Source organism: Nocardia panacis, assembly GCF_003598715.1.
In the GTDB taxonomy this organism is placed as follows: domain Bacteria; phylum Actinomycetota; class Actinomycetes; order Mycobacteriales; family Mycobacteriaceae; genus Nocardia; species Nocardia panacis.
Genome location: NZ_QZFU01000016.1, coordinates 774006 through 792674, shown reverse-complemented (window position 1 = coordinate 792674; position 18669 = coordinate 774006). Strand labels below are relative to the sequence as shown.

Below are 18669 nucleotides of genomic sequence, written 5' to 3'. Positions count from 1 at the left end.
ACTGTCGTGACGACTGTGACGATGACGCTGCTCGCGGCCGGATGCGGCACACGCAAGGAGACAAACTCAGTGGACCACTCACTCACGGAAGAAGCTGCCCGTCAACAGATATTCAGTTATCTGCAGAAGACGGCCGACGCCACCGGGCTCGGATTCTCGATGCAATCCGACAGACCTGACCCCGGTTCCCCGCTCGAACCGGCAGGGCCGGTGCCATGCTATGACGGGTACCAGGAACGCGGTCCTCACCAGATTCAGGCAAGCTACTGGGTAGTCGGAGTCCCCCACGGGCAGGTCGCCGGCACCTTCGCTTTGTTGCAACGTACCTGGACAAACTGGGGCTGGAGGCTGGATCCCGAGGCCACCACAACAATTGCCGGTTTAGCCACCCTGGACCACTACTCCTTCATTCTGCGGGATTCTGAGTTGGGCGATGGTTGGCTGAGCGTCACGGGAGCCTCACCGTGCTTCCCGTACGAAGGCTTGGGCGCGACAACGCCCCAGCCGACAACTATCAAACCAGCATCCTGAACCCCAGCAACCGGATTCGACAAAGGTTCGATGAATGTCTATAAGGCACAATAATTTCGATGAACTAGGCGCGAAAGTGCAACGCGCTCAACAAGCCCTACAGCAGATCCGAGGTGTCGGCGTCGTCAACGGCATTCGCGTGACAGTGGACGCCGAGAACAGGTTGCTCTCGATCACCGTCCATGACGAGGCCACCATCCTCGCCGCCTATCAAGCGGCGATCCTCGACAAGCAACCCCGGTTCGACGACGCCATGCGTGAACTACGCGCCGACCCGAGTTTCGAAGCGACCTCGACCTTCGTCGAGGCGAACAAGGCGCGGCGAGAGACCGAAAATGTCCAGCAGCAGCGGAACTTCGAGGAAGATGACGACCAGTACTTTGCCGACCGCAACCGCCAGGGTTGGCTCGACCGCTGAGTCCAGGGCTGAGATTTCGGCCTCGGGCCATGTCCACGAAGCGGCTCAGGTGGGGTTGGTGGGCGACGGTGATGGTGGCGGTGGGACCGTTTCGGTGTTTGCCGACGATCAGGTCGGCTTCGCCACCGCAGGTGGTGCCTGCGAAAGTCGCGATTGCGGTGCGGCGCTTCCCGATCCGCCGTTGAGGTGAGGGTCAGCCGAGGCCCATTCGGTGGGCTTGGGTTATTGCTTGGGCGCGGTCACGGACTTGGAGCTTGGCGAACAGTGAATTGACGTGGCTCTTGACGGTGCTTACGCCGATGAATAGTTCCTTTGCGATTTCGGAATTGTTGCGGCCCTTGGCAATTAGCGACAGAACGTCGAGTTCTCTTGTGCTGAGTCCGAATTCGACTGCGCTAGGGGTGGCGGGCTGGGCGGAGAGGGCGGCGACCAGTCGTTGCCCGACCTCGGCGGCGAAGGTTGCTTGACCGCCTGCGACAGCCCTTATCGCCGTGGCGATTTCGCGGCGTCCCGCATCCTTGGTCAGGTAGCCGCGAGCTCCTGCCCGTAGGGCGCCCGCGATGGATTCGTCGTCGGCGTAGGTTGTCAGAACCAGGACTGCCGTCTCGGGGTGTGCGGCCGCGATCGCCGCCGTTGCCGCGACACCGTCCAGCACCGGCATGCGCAAATCCATCAGCACCACATTCGGCGCGTGCCGCGCCACCAACTCCACCGCCGCGGCGCCATCGGCGGCCTCGCCGACGACCTCGATATCGGGCAGCAACGAGAGAACGGTGGTCAATCCCTCCCGAACGATGGTCTGATCGTCGGCGACCACCACCGTAATCCGCTGCCCCGCACCATCACTCACCTCGCCGCGCTCCTTTCCGGCATCCGAGGAATTCCGGGGTCGACCTTCGCAGGCGCGGCGGAAGCGGGCGGAATGCTCATCGGCGCGGGACCGAGACGCGCACCGACCATGTGTCACCCACCTTTCCGGCGTCGACAGTGCCGCCCAAGGCGCCGATGCGTTCGCGCATACCCAGCAGTCCGGCGCCGAGTCCGGTGGCCGAGAGCAGTCCGGTCCGGTTGGGCAGTGAGTTGGTCGCGGTTAGCGCGACCGTTTCGGGGGTGATGAGCAAGTGCAGCGTCACCTCCGTGTCGGGGGCGTGCTTTCGAGCATTGGTGAGGGATTCCTGGGCGGCGCGCTGCAGCGCCAGGGCGAGTTGTTCGCCGAGATGGTCGGTGGAGCCTTCGATTCGGAGTCGCGCCCGACCACCGGAGTCGCGGTGTTGCGCGGCGAGAGCTTCCAGTTCGGTGGACAGATCGATGCTCTCGGCGCGTAGCGCGCCGACCACGCGGCGCGCGTCGGCGAGTCCGGCGGCGGCCAATTCCCTGGAGGAGCGCACCTTTTCGGCGGCACGTCCGGTCTGGCACGCCTCCAGCAGGGCGTCGGCCGCGTCGAGTTGCAGCACCAGACCGCCCAGGGTGTGGGCGAGAACGTCGTGGACCTCGCGTGCGATGCGGCCGCGTTCGGCCAGCGCCGCCGCCCGATCACGCTCGTCGCGAATCTGCCTGCTCTGCGCCACCAGCAGTCGGTTCTGTTCGGCGGTGACCCGAAACTGCCTACGGCTCAGGGCAAGTAGGGAAACCACGGCCACGCCCCCGAGTATTCCGAGCAGTTTGGGCAACGACATCCCCGCGACCAGTGCGGAACCGCTGACAGCGACGGCCGCCAAAACCGCGATCACCGCACCGAATTGGATCGAATATCGCTGTACGGCCAAGGCCACGAAGACCGCGACCAGCGCCATGGCCGCCGATCCGTCGAATTGGGCGACGGTGGCCCCGCCGCAGAGCACCAGCACCACCAGCGCCCCGTGATCGATTCCGGGCCACCGCGCCGGGATCACCGCCCACACCAGCCACGCCGCCGCGCCCGCACCGACCAGCACCAGGACGACCACACTCAGATCGGTGTGGCGCAGAAAACTGAGCGTGCCGACGAGGCCGACCAGGCGCACCAGCCTGGTCAGCCCCGTCGGTCCCGGCGCACGCTCGACCATGCGGACAGTATCCACACCCGGCCCCGTCACCGCGCGGCGGTCGGCACCAGCGGCTCGGCCCCGGTCAACCGCTCGCTGCGCCGGGTGATGACCACGATGCGCCCGATCCGGTTCACCCCGAGCAGCACCAGGATCGCCCCGGTCGAGGTGACCGCCGCCGCCCCGTGGCCGACGGCGGCGATATCAATGCCGACCCGCACCACGATCAGCACCAACCACAGCGCCGATGCCGCAGGACCGGTCCGCACCAGCAGGCCGCCCTGCCGGTCCCGCCCGAAGCGCGACATCGCACCCATGGTCGCCCCGATCGCGAGGGACAGCGCGCCCTCGAAGACCAGCAGTGTGATGTCGAGCGTGCTCAGGTCGGTCAACTGGGTGGTCCGCAGGAAGATGAACGCACCGATCGCCCCGAGGATGAGCGGCATGCGCCACATGCGCGCCGGATCGTAGGCGCGCCATTGGTTCTGGCGGTAGATGATCCAGGCGAGGATGGCGAGTACGGCGACGGCGGTGAGCAGGTTCTGCTGGTTCATACCCATTACCCTGCGCTTTCGCCGTGTGCGACAGCACCACCCGAGGGTGGAGCGCGGGTGGAATCGGCCGCTCCACCCGGCTCAAACGGGGACCAGTTCGCCCGGATCGTAGCGCGGCAGCGGCGGCGGATCGGGTCGCACGCCGCGCGCGGGCACCCGCAGGAACACCACGAAGAACACCGCGAGCAGCAGCGCTCGCCCCCACACCCCGAATTGCACCACCGCTTCCATCTGCTCGGCCCCCGGCGCCCCGGAGCCGAGCACGTAGAAGTAGCGGAAGACGCCGATCCCGATGGCGGCGTCGGCCACCAGGTATCCCGCGATGAGCGGCCACGGCACCGCGAGCAATATCAGGAACGGCACCAACCAGAGCGTGTACTGCGGTGAATGCACCTTGTGCAGCAGCAGGAATCCGCACAGCATCGCCCCGCTCACCCCGAGCCAGGGAAATTCGCCGGTGCTGCCGAATCGTCGCCATCCCAACCACATCGCCAGCGCGAACGACGAAAGCACCAGCAGGGGAGAGACTACCGACACGACATGCTGAAAGGCCGCCTCTCCCTCGGCATCGGGGGCGAATAGCGGCCGCAACCCCCAGTACCAAATGGAATTGGTGGTGATATCGGCCTGACGCAACTGCTGGAAGGTGATCGAGGCGCGCCACCCGTCGTATCCGGCTACCGCGAATGGCAGATTCACCGCGACAACGGTCCCGGCGGCCGCGGCGGCGGTCATCGCCGCGCCCTTCACATCTCGCGCTCGGCCGGGGCCGCCGGTATAGATGTAGGCGATGAGCGGCAGCACGAAGATGCCGGGATAGAGCTTGAGGCAGAAGCCGAGTGCGAGCAGCACCGCCGCCGCGATTCCCCTGGCGCGCAGCGAATATCGGGTCGGGACCGTCATCACGTAGATGGCTGCGACCGCCGAGCACACTACCGGCAGTTCCCAATTGTGGAAGGCGTAGAGCACCAGCGGCGGACCGGCCGCCCACAGCAGTGCCGCCCGTCCGCCGAGCCGGGCCAGCATCCACGCGGTCAAAAGGGCGAAGGGTGCGAGCAGAAGTGCGGAGTGGGCGAGGAATTCGGCGTCGGTCGCCGATCCGATCGCACCCAACCACATGAGAAATCCGCTCAGCACCGGATATTCGACCGCGCCGCCGACGAGCTGTCCGTCCTCGGTGATGTCGCCGTCCACATACGGGAAGACGTGGCGGTCGATATCGCGTCCGATCCAGAGGAATTGGATATCGGAGTAGCAGACGTCGGAATCCTTGATCCGATCGAATATCGTGCTGCGCCCGTCCGATTCGAAGGGCGCACCCGCGCAGCGCGCCTTGTTCGCGTAGGCCAGTGCCAGGGTCAACCCGCAGAGCAGCACCGCGACCGCGGCCAGCAGTGCGCGCCGCGAGTCTCGCCCGGTGAACGCGGCGGCGGGTCCGGTCGGCATGGGCACCACACTAGGGCCTGTGTCGAAGTCTCATTCGGATGCGCCGGATGAGACTTCGACACAGGCCCTGAGCCCGGTGGGGTCCAATGCCGGTAGTCCCCCGCGAAAGGGATCGATTTCGCTGCTCACCGGGCGTTCATGTAGCCTTGTCGGGTTGCTGACGCAACGACCCTCCTGCCACGGACCGTCCGTGGCCGTTTCCTAGTCCACAGGAGGTGATTGGTCCGTGCGTCATTACGAAGTGATGGTCATCCTCGACCCGAGCCTGGACGAGCGCACCGTCGGTCCGTCGCTCGACAATATGCTCAGCGTCGTTCGCACCGATGGCGGCAAGATCGACAAGGTCGACATCTGGGGTCGCCGTCGTCTCGCCTACGAGATCCGCAAGCAGGCCGAAGGCATCTACGCCGTGGTCGATCTGACCGCCGAGCCCGCCACCGTGAGTGAGCTCGATCGCCAGCTCGGTCTCAACGAGTCGGTGCTGCGCACCAAGGTTCTGCGCCACGACAAGTGAGTGCGAGGCTCGCGGCCTCGTGCGCGTCGGTGCCTGTCTCTAGGCTCTAGCGCGACACGCGAGACGCGGACCGCACACCTAGCAGGAGGAACCCAATATGGCAGCAGGCGACACGGTCATCACCGTCATCGGAAACCTGACGGCCGACCCGGAACTTCGATTCACGCCCGCAGGCGCTGCGGTGGCGAATTTCACCGTCGCGTCCACTCCGCGCGTATTCGACCGCAATACCAACGAGTGGAAAGACGGCGAGGCGCTGTTCCTGCGCTGCAATATTTGGCGCGAGGCGGCCGAGAATGTCGCCGAGAGTCTGACCAGGGGTTCCCGCGTGATCGTGAGCGGACGACTCAAGCAGCGCTCCTACGAAACCCGCGAGGGTGAGAAGCGCACGGTCGTCGAGCTCGAGGTCGACGAGGTCGGCCCGTCGCTGCGCTACGCCACCGCGAAGGTCAACAAGACCAGTCGCGGTGGTGGTGGGGGCGGCGGCTTCTCGGGCGGTGGCGGCGGCGGTGGATACGCGCCCGCCAACAACACCGGCGGTGGTGGCGGCTCCCGCCCCGTCGAGGACGACCCTTGGGGCAATGCGCCCGCGGCAGGCTCTTTCGGGGGCGGCCGCATGGATGACGAACCGCCGTTCTGAGACGGCACTGACCGGCCCGAATATTTCGGGCCACAAGAACTTACGGAGTAGAACACCATGCCTAAAGCGCCCGCGCGCGAAAAGGTGCTGAAGAAGAAGGCTTGCACCTTCTGCAAGGAGAGCAAGTCCGGCACTGTCTCGATCGACTACAAGGACACCACGCTGCTGCGCAAGTACGTCAGCGACCGCGGCAAGATCCGTGCCCGCCGCGTCACCGGCAACTGCGTGCAGCACCAGCGTGATATCGCCATCGCCGTGAAGAACTCGCGTGAGGTGGCGCTGCTGCCCTACGTGTCGACGGCTCGCTGAGCAAGGGAGGCGCACACACCATGAAGTTGATTCTGACCGCAGATGTGGACAACCTCGGCGCCCCCGGCGACACCGTCGAGGTCAAGGACGGCTACGGCCGCAACTACCTGCTGCCGCGCGGGCTGGCCATTGTCGCCAGCCGGGGCGCGCAGAAGCAGGTCGAGGGCATTCGTCGGGCGCAGGAAGCCCGCCGGGTCCGCGATCTGGATCACGCCAATGAGCTCAAGCAGGCCATCGAGGCGCTGACCGGCGTCGCGCTGACGGTGAAGACCGCGGGCACCGGCAAGCTCTTCGGCTCGGTGACCCAGTCGGATGTCGCCGCGGCCATCAAGTCGGCGGGTGGCCCCGTCGTCGACAAGCGCAGCATCGAGCTGCCGAAGGCGCACATCAAGACGATCGGCAAGCACGGTATCGCGGTGCATCTGCACCCCGATGTGGTCGCCAAGGTCGATCTTTCGGTCGCCGCGGCCGGCTAGTTCGGTATCGGTCGAAGCCACTCTTGTTTTCGGCAAGAGTGGCTTTCGGCTGCGCATTTTCTCGGTGGAATTCGTGCGGTAGCTGACAGTTTGCTTGCGTGTGGTTCCCGGCATGTCGTGGAGATCACGGCGCGTCGAATGGTCGTATTACCTCCGGTTATTCGACCTGTGGATGACTACGAGAACCGACCGGCCGCCATGTGATCCGGCTCATAGGCTCGTGGCAAGCTGTTCAATCCAACACGCCCGGCCGTTCAACTTGGCCGACACGCCGCACCTTTCTTTATCCACACGCGCACCGGCCGAGAATGCCGCATCTATCTGCGGAACTCCTTGGGATGAGCAGGGTTTTCCCCAAGTTGTCCACAGGGGGTGCACACGGTTCGGTGAACAGTCCCCAACTTATCCACAGCTATGTGCACAGACCGGTTTGGCGACCGCGCATCCGGTCGCCTAGGTTCGTCGCATTGTCGTCGAACAGCCACCGGCACCGCATCGTTCGGCGCGTGCCAGGGCGTTTGCCGGCTCGGGTCGGCGACAATGTCGTAGCCGCGAGGTACAACGGGTTCATCGATGGGTGCAACCCGATCGTGGGGTAGAGAGGACGGTCGAGCCTGGTGACCACCACCGATGACCGTGGACGCACGGATTTCCCCCCCGAACCGCCCGGCGAGGACTTCGGGCGGCAGCCGCCACACGATATGGCGGCCGAACAATCCGTCCTCGGCGGCATGCTGTTGAGCAAGGACGCCATCGCCGACGTCATCGAGGCCCTCCGCCCCGGTGATTTCTACCGTCCGGCGCATCAGGCCATCTACGACACCATCCTCGATCTCTACGGGCGCGGCGAACCCGCCGACCCGGTCACCGTCTCCGCCGGACTCGATCGGCGCGGCGAACTCAAACGCATCGGCGGTCCGCCGTACCTGGTGACCCTCACCCAAACCGTGCCCACCGCCGCGAACGCGGGCTACTACGCCGAGATCGTCGCGGAGAAGGCGATTCTGCGCCGCCTCGTGGAGGCGGGCACCCGCATCGTCCAATACGGCTACGCGGGCGCCGACGGGCAGGACATCGCCGAGGTGGTGGACCGCGCCCAGGCCGAGGTCTACGAGGTCACCGAGCGCCGCACCAGCGAGGATTTCCTCCCCCTCGAGGAACTCCTGCAACCGACCATGGACGAGATCGACTCCATCGCCAGCCGGGGCGGTATCTCGCTCGGCGTCCCCACCGGTTTCACCGAACTCGACGAACTCACCAACGGACTGCATCCGGGCCAGATGATCATCGTCGCGGCGCGACCCGGTGTCGGTAAGGCGCTGGCGCTCGACACCCCGCTGCCGACGCCGACGGGCTGGACCACCATGGGTGAGGTTCGCGTCGGCGCCGAACTCCTCGACGCCGACGGCCGCGTCACCCGCGTCGTCGCCGCGACCGGGATCATGTACGGGCGTCCCTGCTACGAGGTCGAATTCTCCGATGGGACAGTGCTCGTCGCGGACGAACAGCATCAGTGGCGCACCGAGACCGACGGCGGTCGCGCTGCCGACCGGAAGCGGCGCACCGTCGCCGCTGTCCGCACCACGGCCGAAATCGCCCGCACCATGGGCCGCGACCATGTCGTCGCGAACACTCGCCCGCTCCAACTTCCCGCAGGCGAATTGCCCACGCCGCCATACGCGCTCGGCGCGTGGTTGGGCGGCGACACGCGCGATCCCGAGATCCTGATTCGGATCGAAGCCGAGGGATTCGACCTCGACAACGCCGGTGCGCTGGAGCGCGAGCATATTCCGCTGCCATACCTGCGCGGGTCCGAGGCGCAGCGCAGGGCGTTGCTCGCGGGGCTGCTCGATGCAGGCGGCACGGTCACCGACGGCGGGTCGGTGCGGTTCACGACCACCGATCGGCGATTCGCCCTCGAGGTGCGCGAGTTGATTGTCGGATTCGGCTATAGCTGCCTATTGTCCACCAGCCGAGCCGAAAGTTCCTCCACCGCACACACATTGACCTTCGCGACCGAGGACGATGTATTCGGCCTGTATCGAAAAGCGCTGTCGCACAAGGAGCATCGCGGGTCCGGTGCCGCGCCGTCGGATGTCCGCCGCATCGTCGAGGTGCGTCGCATCGACAGTGTCCCCGTGCGCTGCGTCGAGGTCGACAATCCCGACCACCTCTACCTCGCAGGTCCCGCGATGGTGCCGACCCACAACTCCACCCTCGGTATGGATTTCATGCGGAGCTGTTCGATCAAGCACGGGTTGGCCAGCGTCATCTTCTCCCTCGAGATGAGTCGCACCGAAATCGTGATGCGCCTGCTCTCGGCCGAGGCGAAGATCAAGCTGGGGGATATGCGATCCGGGCGAATGAGCGACGACGACTGGATGCGGCTGGCGCGGCGGATGAGCGAAATCAGCGAGGCGCCACTGTTCGTCGACGATTCACCGAATCTCACCATGATGGAGATCCGGGCCAAGGCGCGCCGCCTCAAACAGCGCCACGACCTGAAACTCGTTGTGGTCGACTACCTCCAGCTGATGACCTCCGGCAAGAAAGTCGAATCCCGCCAGCAGGAGGTCTCCGACTTCTCCCGAAACCTCAAACTCCTCGCCAAGGAACTCGAGGTCCCGGTCATCGCCATCAGTCAGCTCAACCGCGGCCCCGAACAGCGCACCGACAAACGCCCCATGGTCTCCGACCTGCGCGAATCGGGCAGCCTCGAACAGGACGCCGATATGGTCATCCTGCTGCACCGCCCCGACGCCTTCGAACGCGACGACCCCCGCGGCGGCGAAGCCGACCTGATCGTCGGCAAACACCGAAACGGCCCCACCGCCACCATCACCGTCGCCCACCAACTTCACCTGAGCCGCTTCGTGGACATGGCCCGAGGCTGAATCCTCAGACAGCTATCTGCTCGAATGGAAGTCGCCCGTTCGGTGATACGAGATCGGCCGGGGTCAAATGGGTGCCGGGTAGTAGGGCGGTCCGGATTTCGGGGCGTTCTCCGGTGAATATCCAGTCGGCGACGGCGGCGAGTTGGTAGGAGATAATTGGGGGGACCGCATCGCCGATATGTCGGTACATATTGGACAATGCGCGTGCTCGGAACTCGTAGGTGTCGGGGAATCCGGTCAGCAGGGCCATCTCTCGGACGGTGCAGAGACGGTCCTGTTCTGGATGGCTGTATCGCCCGTTTCCGAAGTGCGAGCATTCGCGTTTGATTGTCGGCGCGGGTCTGTCCCACCACATGCGGCCGTAGACATCCGGATGTGAACCGAGTCTTCCTGCGGCGATGCTGCGTTGTATCGCGGGTGTCAGCAACTCGGCGGCATCGGGCCGGAAGCGGAGATCCGCCCAGGATCCGCCATCGTGCGGTATCGCATGCAGTCTGCGGTGCGTGTTCACGCCGGAATTCGGGCTGATATGTATCGGATCGTTCGGGTCGTACTCGCCTGCGGAAAGTGGGGGCAGGTGACCGATTGTGCGGCGGACTGTCAATGCGTCCGGATCTATTTCCGTTCCCTCCCAGAGTTCCTCGAGGGTGTGTAGCTCATGATCCGCGCGAACCGCTATGACGAGCGACCGTTCTCGCTTCTGTGGAACTCCGTATCGGGACAGCATATGCACGCCGGAATGAACCCGATACCCCATCGACCTCAATCGATGTTCGAACTCCAGAAAATGGGAACGGAAATTCCCCATGAGAAGTTCGCGCGCGTTCTCCATGACGACGATGCCGGGCCGAAGTGCGGCAACGTAGTCGGCCACATGGATGATGAGCGAGTTGCGCGGATCATCGCTGACATGGTTGTTGGGATTCGCCCTGGAGAAACCGGTGCACGGGGGACAGGCGCTCAGCACGTCGAGCTCGCGGCCATTGAGTGCCGGCTCGAGAAGGTCGGAAAGCTCCGCACCGGTCAGGGTTGCCAGATTCCGTTCATGCGGCGTGACACCCATATTCGCTTCGTAGGTGCGGTTGCATTCCAGCGCGCCCGGCCCGCTGCTCGGTTTGCCCAGCTGGGCATCGACAGCTCCGACGACTTCATACCCGCCGGCGTGAAAGCCGTAGCTCATGCCGCCCGCTCCGCTGAACAGATCCGCGAATGTGCGCCGCGTCACGCTTTCTCCTTCGGACCGATTGCCGCGTTGGCCGCCGTGGCGATGCGGAACTTCTCCTCGAATCGTCACAGGCGGCCACTATGCCGGAGCGACCGGGCGGGCGCTTTCTGTGCGGGCGGGGGTCAATCTCCGTGTCGGGCGCGGAAGGCGGCGCTTTTGGCGCGGTTGCCGCAGATTGTCATATCGCACCAGCGGCGGGCGTTTCCTCGGGAGGTGTCGAGGTAGCGGCGGGGCGGCTGCATTCTTTGATCAGGGCGCGTTGGGGGGAGCCGAATAGTTCGAGGGCGCCGCAACCGAGTCGGGACATCGGCCCTGGCTCGGAGTCCTATCCGGCGGCACCGACTCAGTCCCAGTCCATCCCCCACTGATAGGCGCGATCCAACTCTCGATGCGCCCCGTCGACATAGTGCACCTCGCGATGCACCGTGATCCCCTGACCCGGATTCTGTAGCAGCGCGATGGCGCACGAGCGCGCGCTCGGCACCGGCTCGTCCAAACGCACCTCCACGGCGGGGCCGGTGGTGGGGTGCAATGTCACCACACCATCGGCGGCCGCCCAATTCGGGGCATCCGCATCACCTTTGGCGAAAAGCAGGATGCGCCGGAACAATTCGGGCCGCTCCAGATCGATGCGCAGACTCTCGCCACCGGGAGTCGCCTCATCGAGTCGGATGAAGGGTTCGGCCTCGAGCGAGCCGAGACGATCCACCTCGACAACGCCTTTCGCCCCGTCCGCGAGTTCGTAGAGGCAGCCGAGGCCGAGGGCGATGGCGACCGGCCTGCGGAACAGCCCGCGCCTGACCTCGGCGGACCAGTTGAGGTCGACCCGCATCACGCCGTGGCGATCACCGGGTTTGGTGAGATTGATGCTCGGCGTGAACTTGGTCAGGGTCACCGTTTTGGCCCTGTCGCCGGAATGGTTGGTCGCCAACGGGATTCCCCTCGAAAGACCGGCGGCGGCTCCTCCTTGGAAGAACAGCCGCCGCCCCTCGATCATTGCCGGTGCTCAGCCTACCGGCGCGGGTGTGGGATCGCCTTGCCGATTCTGGCTGTCCTCGCGCCGGTTGCGGATGACGCTGGTGAGCATGGCCGCGCCGATGAAGGCCACACCGACCATGCCGGTGAGGATTTCATTGATGTGCACCCCGATGGACAGGAACAGGATCAGGGCCAGGGCGCCGATGGCCCAGTGCGCGCCGTGTTCCAGGTAGACGTAGTCCGAAAGGGTGCCCTTGCGCACCAGGAAAACGGTGATGGACCGCACGAACATGGCTCCGATGAGTCCGAGCCCGAGCGCGATGATGATGGGGTCGGAGGTGATGGCGAAGGCCCCGATGACGCCGTCGAAGGAGAACGACGCGTCCAGCACCTCCAGATACAGGAACAGGAAGAAGGCCGCCTTGCCGGTGGCCTTGGTGAGTTTGGACGGGCCGTTGGAGTCCTCGGTCTGGAACATCGAGCCGAGTCCGTCGATGACGATGTAGGTGACCATGCCGAGCAGTCCGGCGATGAGCACGGTCGACTTGACCCCTTCCGGGGCAAGGAATTCCGCGGTCGCCAGCAGGCCGCCGCCCGCGACCACGATGGAGAGCATCTCGAGTTTGCCCGCGCGGGCCAGCGGGCGTTCCAGCCAACTGAGCCAGGTGAGTTCGCGCTCCTCGAAGATGAAGTTCAGGAACAGCAGCGCCAGGAACATGCCGCCGAACGCCGCGATCTGCGGATGGGCGTCGGTGAGCAACTGCTCATAGGATTTGCTGCCATCGGTGGGCGGATTGAGGGCGAGGTCGAGTGCGCGCAGCGGATCCATTCGCGCGGTGATCCACACGATGGCCAGCGGAAATACCAGGCGCATACCGAAAACCGCGATGACGACGCCGACGGTGAGGAAGATCCGCTGCCAGAACGCGCTCATCCGTTCCAACACGGTGGCATTGATGACGGCATTGTCGAACGACAGCGACACCTCGAGGATGCCGAGGATCGCGCACAGCGCCATACCTGTCGGCCCGCCGTAGATCAGCGCGACGATCAGCGAGAGCACCGTGATGACGGCGGAGAGGCCGAAGATGCGCAGAATCATTGGGAGCCTTTCGATTCGGCGGACATGACTCGGGACCCGTCGCCGGGTCCCGAGATCAGTTGGTGCTAGACATTCACGCCGTAGTCGCGCGCGATGCCCGCCAGACCGGAGGCGTAGCCCTGGCCGATGGCGCGGAACTTCCACTCACCGCTGTTGCGGTACAGCTCGCCGAACACCATGGCGGTCTCGGTCGAGGCGTCCTCGGAGAGGTCGTAGCGCGCCAATTCGGTGCCGTTGCTGCGATCCACGACGCGGATGTAGGCGTTGCGCACCTGGCCGAAGGACTGGCCCCTGGCGTCGGCGTCGTAGATGGAGACCGGGAAGACGATGCTGTCGATGGCGGGCGGGGTATTGGCCAGGTCGATATTGATCGCCTCGTCGTCGCCGTCGCCCTCACCGGTCAGGTTGTCGCCGGTGTGCTCGATGGTGCCCTCCGGCGAGCGAAGGTTGTTGAAGAAGACGAAGTGCTTGTCCGAGAGGACCTTCTTGTCCTGACCGGCGGCGATGGCGCTGGCGTCGAGGTCGAAATCGGAGCCGGTCGTGGTGCGGACATCCCACCCGAGGCCGATCGTCACCGCTGTCAGGTTCGGCGCGGCCTTGGTCAGGGAGACATTGCCGCCCTTCGACAAACTGACACCCATGCCGTTTCCTTTCGATCGTGTTGCCTGTACGGAACCCGACCGTGTCCGGAACGCCGGGTTCGACCTCCGACAGTAATAGCTTCCAGCTGGAATAGCTCGCACGGGATTCGAGCACTCGCCCCGATCTCCTACGATCGGGTGGGTGGCAGGCCGTAGGCGCGGGTGGTTCCGGTCCCCGGACAATCCCGAATGGGTGCAACGCATTCGGGATGCGCTCACCGCCGCCTTCCTGGATATGGACCGACGGCAGAGCGCGGCGCAAGCCGGTGCCGAGGCCGCGGACCAGGTCTTTCCGGAGCGCGGAATCGGCGCGCGCTGGGAGCCGGTGCGTGCGGTCTGCTATGCCGCCGCGGGCGCGTATCTCGCGATGAACGAGGAGTTGGCGGCGGAATCGGTTCCGCCGCAGGGGGAAGCGCGCGCGGAGGCGGTGCTGCGGCAGTTGGCGCGGGCTTCGAGCGGCGTCGACGGTTTCTACCAGGGCAATCGAGGTCCGCTGGAAGAGGCGGTCGCGGTGCTGGATTCGATACCCCGGCTCGTCGCCGAAGCGGCCGTGCCGGCCGCCAGGGTGCGGGAGGAGGCCGCGAACTCCACGTACGCGCGATACCCCTCGGTGCGCGCGGCGTTGCTCGCGGTGGATGAGGCGATGATCACATCGGCCGATCCCGCGGCGGGCGCGCTCGCCCGTCGCGACGCCGCGCGACGCCTGACGACCGCCGCAGCCGAATTATCGGATGTCTTGGCGCACGCCCCTTCTCAGCGTGCGAAGGCAACCACCGCGCTAGCCTCGGCACGCACCCGACTCAGTGCCGCGCGGACCCGCGCCGACCGGCTCGATCCCGCCTACTCCGCACTGCTGCGCGAATTCGCTGCTGCGAATTCGGACGATCTGGCGAACAATGGGCGGGAAAGCAGTGTCGCTATGGCCGCCGCGCAGTCCGCACTGGACCGGGCCGGTGCGGCACTGTCCGAGGACGACCCGGAGCAGGCACTGGAATTGATCACCTCCGCCCGCGAGCATCTCGGCGCGGCCGACCATTCGGTCGACGCGGTGACCAAGCGGCTCACCCTGCTGCGCGAGGTGCGCGCCGACCCGCAGCGCTTCGCCGAGGCCGCGCGATTCCGATTGCGCGACGCGCGCATGCTCGCCCACGGCGGCGGCCACACCGCCGAGTGGGGTCCGGCGCTGGACGCGCAGGCCGCCAGGGTCGAGCGCAGCGTGCAGCGGCTCACCGGCCCTCACCCCGATTACCTGGCCTATGTGACGGAACTGGATTCGGTCACCGGATTCGTGGCGGGTGTGGTCGAGCGCATGAGAAAGCAAACGGGGCAACGAAGACAATGAGGATGGGTCGCCGATGACCGCGGGTTTCGCCGTCCGGCCGACGGTCTCCCTGCGCAAACGGCTGCCGCTGCGGCACTTTCGGCAGGTTCAGGGTCCGCGGCTGCGCGAGCTGTTTCACCAGCAACCCGAACCCGTTGTGGATCGCCACGATCGGGAACTGCTCGCCGTCGCGCTCGGGGCCACCCTCTACGCCCCGGCCACCAGACCGGATCTGGTGCGCGGCATTCAGCGCGGCGCGGCGCGCGGGGTGTGCTCGATGGTGATCGACCTGGAGGACGCGGTTCCCGACAGCGAGGCGCCCGCCGCGCAGCGACAGGCGGTGCGGGCGCTGGATCTGCTCGCCGCATCGGAGGAATCGAATCCGCTGCTGTTCGTGCGGGTGCGCGAACCGGAGGCGGTGCGGCAGATCGCGGGTGCGCTCGGTGCGGGCGCGGCCGCGCTGACCGGGTTCGTCTTCCCGAAATTCACCGCCGTGCGCGGTCCGGAATATCTTGCGGCGCTGAACGAGGCGGCCGATATGCTCGAGCGCCCCCTCTACGGGATGCCGGTCCTCGAATCGCCCGTGCTGGTGCACCGCGAGACCAGGGACCGGGAGCTGCTGCGGATCGCCCGGCTGCTCGACCGGCATCGGGAGCGGGTGCTCGCGGTGCGGGTCGGCGCGACGGATCTGTGCTCCGCCTTCGGAATTCGCCGCGATCGGGAACGCACCGTCTACGACGTGCGGGTGGTGGCCGATGTCATCGCCGATATCGTCAACTACCTCGGTCGCGCCGACGGCAGCGGATTCGTCATCACCGGGCCGGTGTGGGAGTACTTCGCCGGACACCGGGGGCGGGAGGCCGACGGGTTGCTGCGCGAGATCGCGCTGGACCGGGCCAATGGGATGCAGGGCAAGACGGTCATCCATCCGGGGCAGGTGGCGGCGGTGCACGCCATGTCGGTGGTGACGCACGAGGAATACACCGACGCCTGCGAGATCTTGCGCGGCGCGGACGGCGGGGTCGCGGCTTCCGCCTACGCCAACAAGATGAACGAGATGCGCCCGCATCGGAATTGGGCACGCCGCACCCTGTTGCGCGCCAGGGTGTTCGGGGTCGCGCGGCGCGAGGTGTCCTTCGCCGAACTGCTTACCGCCGCGGCGGTCGGATGACCGTCGAGATACCTTGGGCCACCCGCACTCTCGGTCTGCGTCTGCACGACAGGGCGCGTGCCGAACTCGCCGTCGACGCGCTGATCCAACCCGGACTGCGCCGCAATCCGCGCCGCGCGCACCTGCTCGTCTCCACGGTGCTCGGCAAACACCTGCCCGCCGACCCGCGCCTGGTGCTCGACGCCGGACATCGACTCGGTGACCTCGTCCGTGCGGTGCTCGGCGACCGGCCCGCGGTGGTGCTCGGATTCGCGGAAACGGCAACGGGTCTGGGGCACTGCGTGGCGGCTCGGATCGGCGCGCGCTGCTACTTGCACTCGACCCGTCGAGCGGTGCCGACCGCCGCGACGCTGGCCGGATTCGAGGAGGGACATTCGCACGCCACCTCCCACCTGCTCCAACCCGCCCCGGCCGCCATCTTCCTCAACGATCTCCCGCTGGTGCTGGTCGATGACGAGATCTCCACCGGCGCTACCGCACTCGACGCGCTGCGCGCGCTGCACGCCCTCGCCCCGCGCACCCACTACGTGCTGGCCACGCTGGTCGATATGCGCGACGGGCACGACCGGACCGAATTCGTGTCCGCCGCCGCCGAACTCGGTGCGCGCATCGACACCGTCTGCTTGGGTTCGGGCCGTACGGTGCTGCCCGACGGGTTGGTGGCCGCCGTCGCCGAACTCCCCGAGCCCGCGTTGAATCCCCGCGCCGCGCGGCGCGGTTCCTACGCTCGATGCGAACTGCCTTGGCCCGCCGGGGTTCCCGAAGGCGGACGCCACGGCATCCTCGACTCCGACACTGCCGCCTTCGAAACCGCCGTCGGAGCCGCACTGGGCGCACTGCGCACCGAATTGGCCCCGAATCGCCCCGTCATCGTGCTCGGCCACGAAGAGCTGATGTACCTCCCGCTGCGGTTGGCCGCGGGCCTCGCCGCCGCAGGTATCGCGACCCGCTTCCAAACCACCACCCGCTCCCCCGCCTACGTCCTGGACGAACCCGGCTACCCGCTCCGCCGCGGCTTCCGCTTCCACGCCCCCGAACCCGGCGAAACCGAACCCCGCTACCTCTACAACGCCGATTGGCCTGCCGAATCCGACTGGCTGATCGGCGGCCCGTCCCGCCCCACCACCTCTCCCCTGCTGCTCGTTGTCATCGATACCCCCGCCGACACCGTGAAACTCACGGCGGCAGGCGGTCTGGTCGACGTACTCACCGCCGCGGGCTCCGATGTCCTCGTCGCGGTGCTCCCCGAAGCCGATCCCCGCACGCTGCGCGCCGCCCGCGTCGCCGCCCCGCGGACAGCCCGCTCGGGCGGCCCGCTGCACGGGCCGAGGTTCGGATCCTATGCGGCACACGAGGTTTCCTGGCTGCTGAAGGATCTCTCCGGAATCGACCTCGAGGCTGGGGTCGAGGTGCGCGAGCGGCGGGCGCAGGCCGGGGTGGCGCACTATGCCGAGTCCTTGCCGATCGAGTATCGGCCCGACGCGGAATATCGGGCGCTGTTCGAGGAGATGCTCGCGGCTACGGCGCGGCGGGTGGCGTTGGCCGTCGGCACACTGGCGGAACTGATTGTCACCGAACGGGGTGCGGACGTCGTGCTGGCCTCGTTGGCCAGGGCCGGGACGCCGATCGGGATTCTGCTGCGACGGTGGTTGGCCGCGCGCGGGATCGAGGCCCCGCACTACGCGATATCGATTGTGCGCGGTCGCGGGATCGATACGGCCGCGTTGGATTATCTAGCGCGGCAGCATGACCCGGCATCGGTGGTCTTTGTCGACGGCTGGACCGGCAAGGGGGCCATCGCGCGGGAGTTGAGCGCGGCGCTGACCCGATATCGGGGTGCGCGATTCTCCGATGACCTGGCGGTGGTGGCCGATCCGGGGCACTGTGTGCGCACCTTCGGCACCCGCGACGACTTCCTGATCCCCTCTGCAGGCCTGAATTCGACGGTGTCCGGGCTGGTTTCGCGCACCGTGCTGAATGACACGCTGATCGGTCCCGGCGAGTTCCACGGGGCGAAGTTCTATCGGAAGTTGGCGGCCGAGGATGTGTCGGCCCGCTTCCTCGATACGGTCGCTGCGGAATTCCCCTCGGTTCGCCTACAGGTTGCCGAGGAGGTCACCGCGATCAGCGCGTTGGACCGGACGCCGACCTGGTCCGGTCTGGCCTCGGTCGCGGCGGTGCGGGCCGAATACGGCATCTCCGAGGTGAATTTCGTGAAACCCGGTGTGGGCGAGACGACTCGGGTGCTGCTGCGGCGGGTGCCGTGGCGGGTGCTGGTGCGGGCGGCCGACGCCCCCGAGCACGCGCATATTCGGCTGCTCGCGGCTGCTCGGGGCGTTCCCGTCGAGGTGGCGCCCGACCTCGGGTACTCCTGTATGGGGCTGATCAAGGAGGTCCGGTGACGCGGCCCCGGCCTGCTCTCATC

At 66.6% G+C, this 18669-nt stretch carries 19 protein-coding genes; 10 read left to right on the top strand and 9 right to left on the bottom strand.

Going from position 1 to position 18669, the window contains the following annotated elements; all coding sequences use genetic code 11:
- Window positions 1–15: 15 nt before the first annotated feature.
- On the top strand, window positions 16–531 hold the full coding sequence (locus D5S18_RS11850; RefSeq protein ID WP_147403936.1) for a hypothetical protein: 516 nt from the start codon (window positions 16–18) through the stop codon (window positions 529–531).
- 34 nt (window positions 532–565) lie between these two features.
- A complete protein-coding gene (locus D5S18_RS34435) occupies window positions 566–949 on the top strand; it encodes a hypothetical protein (protein ID WP_147403935.1) in 384 nt (127 codons plus the stop codon).
- A 193-nt stretch (window positions 950–1142) separates the two neighbouring features.
- On the opposite strand, the gene D5S18_RS11840 is transcribed toward D5S18_RS34435, so the two are convergent.
- From D5S18_RS11840 to D5S18_RS11825, 4 genes are all read right to left on the bottom strand, one after another.
- Entirely contained in the window at window positions 1143–1799 is a 657-nt protein-coding gene (locus D5S18_RS11840) for a response regulator (protein WP_120039874.1), read from the bottom strand.
- Between the two features lie 76 nt (window positions 1800–1875).
- Window positions 1876–2994 carry a sensor histidine kinase gene (locus D5S18_RS11835; RefSeq protein WP_147403934.1) on the bottom strand — a complete coding sequence of 373 codons (1119 nt, stop codon included), beginning with the start codon at window positions 2992–2994 and terminating at the stop codon, window positions 1876–1878.
- Between the two features lie 26 nt (window positions 2995–3020).
- A complete protein-coding gene (locus D5S18_RS11830; RefSeq protein WP_147403933.1) occupies window positions 3021–3527 on the bottom strand; it encodes a hypothetical protein in 507 nt (168 codons plus the stop codon).
- A gap of 81 nt (window positions 3528–3608) precedes the next feature.
- On the bottom strand, window positions 3609–4973 hold the full coding sequence (locus D5S18_RS11825; RefSeq protein WP_120039867.1) for a glycosyltransferase family protein: 1365 nt from the start codon (window positions 4971–4973) through the stop codon (window positions 3609–3611).
- Window positions 4974–5199: 226 nt separating this feature from the next.
- Between D5S18_RS11825 and rpsF the strand changes: the two genes are divergently transcribed.
- The 5 genes from rpsF to dnaB all read left to right on the top strand — a co-directional run bounded on the left by rpsF (window position 5200) and on the right by dnaB (window position 9806).
- On the top strand, window positions 5200–5487 hold the full coding sequence (gene rpsF / locus D5S18_RS11815; RefSeq protein WP_120039865.1) for a 30S ribosomal protein S6: 288 nt from the start codon (window positions 5200–5202) through the stop codon (window positions 5485–5487).
- 97 nt (window positions 5488–5584) lie between these two features.
- On the top strand, window positions 5585–6127 hold the full coding sequence (locus D5S18_RS11810) for a single-stranded DNA-binding protein (RefSeq protein WP_120039864.1): 543 nt from the start codon (window positions 5585–5587) through the stop codon (window positions 6125–6127).
- A gap of 57 nt (window positions 6128–6184) precedes the next feature.
- Entirely contained in the window at window positions 6185–6436 is a 252-nt protein-coding gene (rpsR, locus tag D5S18_RS11805) for a 30S ribosomal protein S18 (protein WP_120039862.1), read from the top strand.
- 20 nt (window positions 6437–6456) lie between these two features.
- Window positions 6457–6912 carry a 50S ribosomal protein L9 gene (gene rplI / locus D5S18_RS11800; RefSeq protein ID WP_120039859.1) on the top strand — a complete coding sequence of 152 codons (456 nt, stop codon included), beginning with the start codon at window positions 6457–6459 and terminating at the stop codon, window positions 6910–6912.
- A gap of 617 nt (window positions 6913–7529) precedes the next feature.
- A complete protein-coding gene (dnaB, locus tag D5S18_RS11795; protein ID WP_239003683.1) occupies window positions 7530–9806 on the top strand; it encodes a replicative DNA helicase in 2277 nt (758 codons plus the stop codon).
- Between the two features lie 4 nt (window positions 9807–9810).
- Here the strand turns inward: dnaB and D5S18_RS11790 are convergent, their stop codons facing one another.
- The 5 genes from D5S18_RS11790 to D5S18_RS11770 all read right to left on the bottom strand — a co-directional run bounded on the left by D5S18_RS11790 (window position 9811) and on the right by D5S18_RS11770 (window position 13752).
- Complete coding sequence (locus D5S18_RS11790) at window positions 9811–11031, bottom strand: DNA cytosine methyltransferase (RefSeq protein ID WP_120039857.1); 1221 nt, start codon at window positions 11029–11031, stop codon at window positions 9811–9813.
- Window positions 11032–11153: 122 nt separating this feature from the next.
- Window positions 11154–11273 carry a CGNR zinc finger domain-containing protein gene (locus D5S18_RS36255; protein ID WP_120039855.1) on the bottom strand — a complete coding sequence of 40 codons (120 nt, stop codon included), beginning with the start codon at window positions 11271–11273 and terminating at the stop codon, window positions 11154–11156.
- 101 nt (window positions 11274–11374) lie between these two features.
- Window positions 11375–11962, bottom strand: coding sequence for a Tellurium resistance (locus D5S18_RS11780; protein ID WP_239003682.1), 588 nt, complete (start codon window positions 11960–11962; stop codon window positions 11375–11377).
- Between the two features lie 75 nt (window positions 11963–12037).
- Entirely contained in the window at window positions 12038–13111 is a 1074-nt protein-coding gene (locus D5S18_RS11775; protein WP_120039853.1) for a DUF475 domain-containing protein, read from the bottom strand.
- Between the two features lie 65 nt (window positions 13112–13176).
- Window positions 13177–13752 (bottom strand): TerD family protein, encoded by a 576-nt coding sequence (locus tag D5S18_RS11770; protein ID WP_120039851.1) that lies wholly within the window; start codon window positions 13750–13752, stop codon window positions 13177–13179.
- A 142-nt stretch (window positions 13753–13894) separates the two neighbouring features.
- Between D5S18_RS11770 and D5S18_RS11765 the strand changes: the two genes are divergently transcribed.
- Genes D5S18_RS11765 through D5S18_RS11755 form a run of 3 tightly spaced genes read left to right on the top strand, consistent with a single transcriptional unit; the run spans window position 13895 to window position 18646 of the window.
- On the top strand, window positions 13895–15094 hold the full coding sequence (locus D5S18_RS11765; RefSeq protein ID WP_120039849.1) for a hypothetical protein: 1200 nt from the start codon (window positions 13895–13897) through the stop codon (window positions 15092–15094).
- Between the two features lie 13 nt (window positions 15095–15107).
- A complete protein-coding gene (locus D5S18_RS11760; protein ID WP_120039847.1) occupies window positions 15108–16244 on the top strand; it encodes an HpcH/HpaI aldolase/citrate lyase family protein in 1137 nt (378 codons plus the stop codon).
- Window positions 16241–18646, top strand: a complete 2406-nt coding sequence (locus tag D5S18_RS11755; RefSeq protein ID WP_120039845.1) for a phosphoribosyltransferase — start codon at window positions 16241–16243, stop codon at window positions 18644–18646. Before D5S18_RS11760 ends, D5S18_RS11755 begins: the two co-directional genes overlap by 4 nt.
- Window positions 18647–18669: the final 23 nt, after the last annotated feature.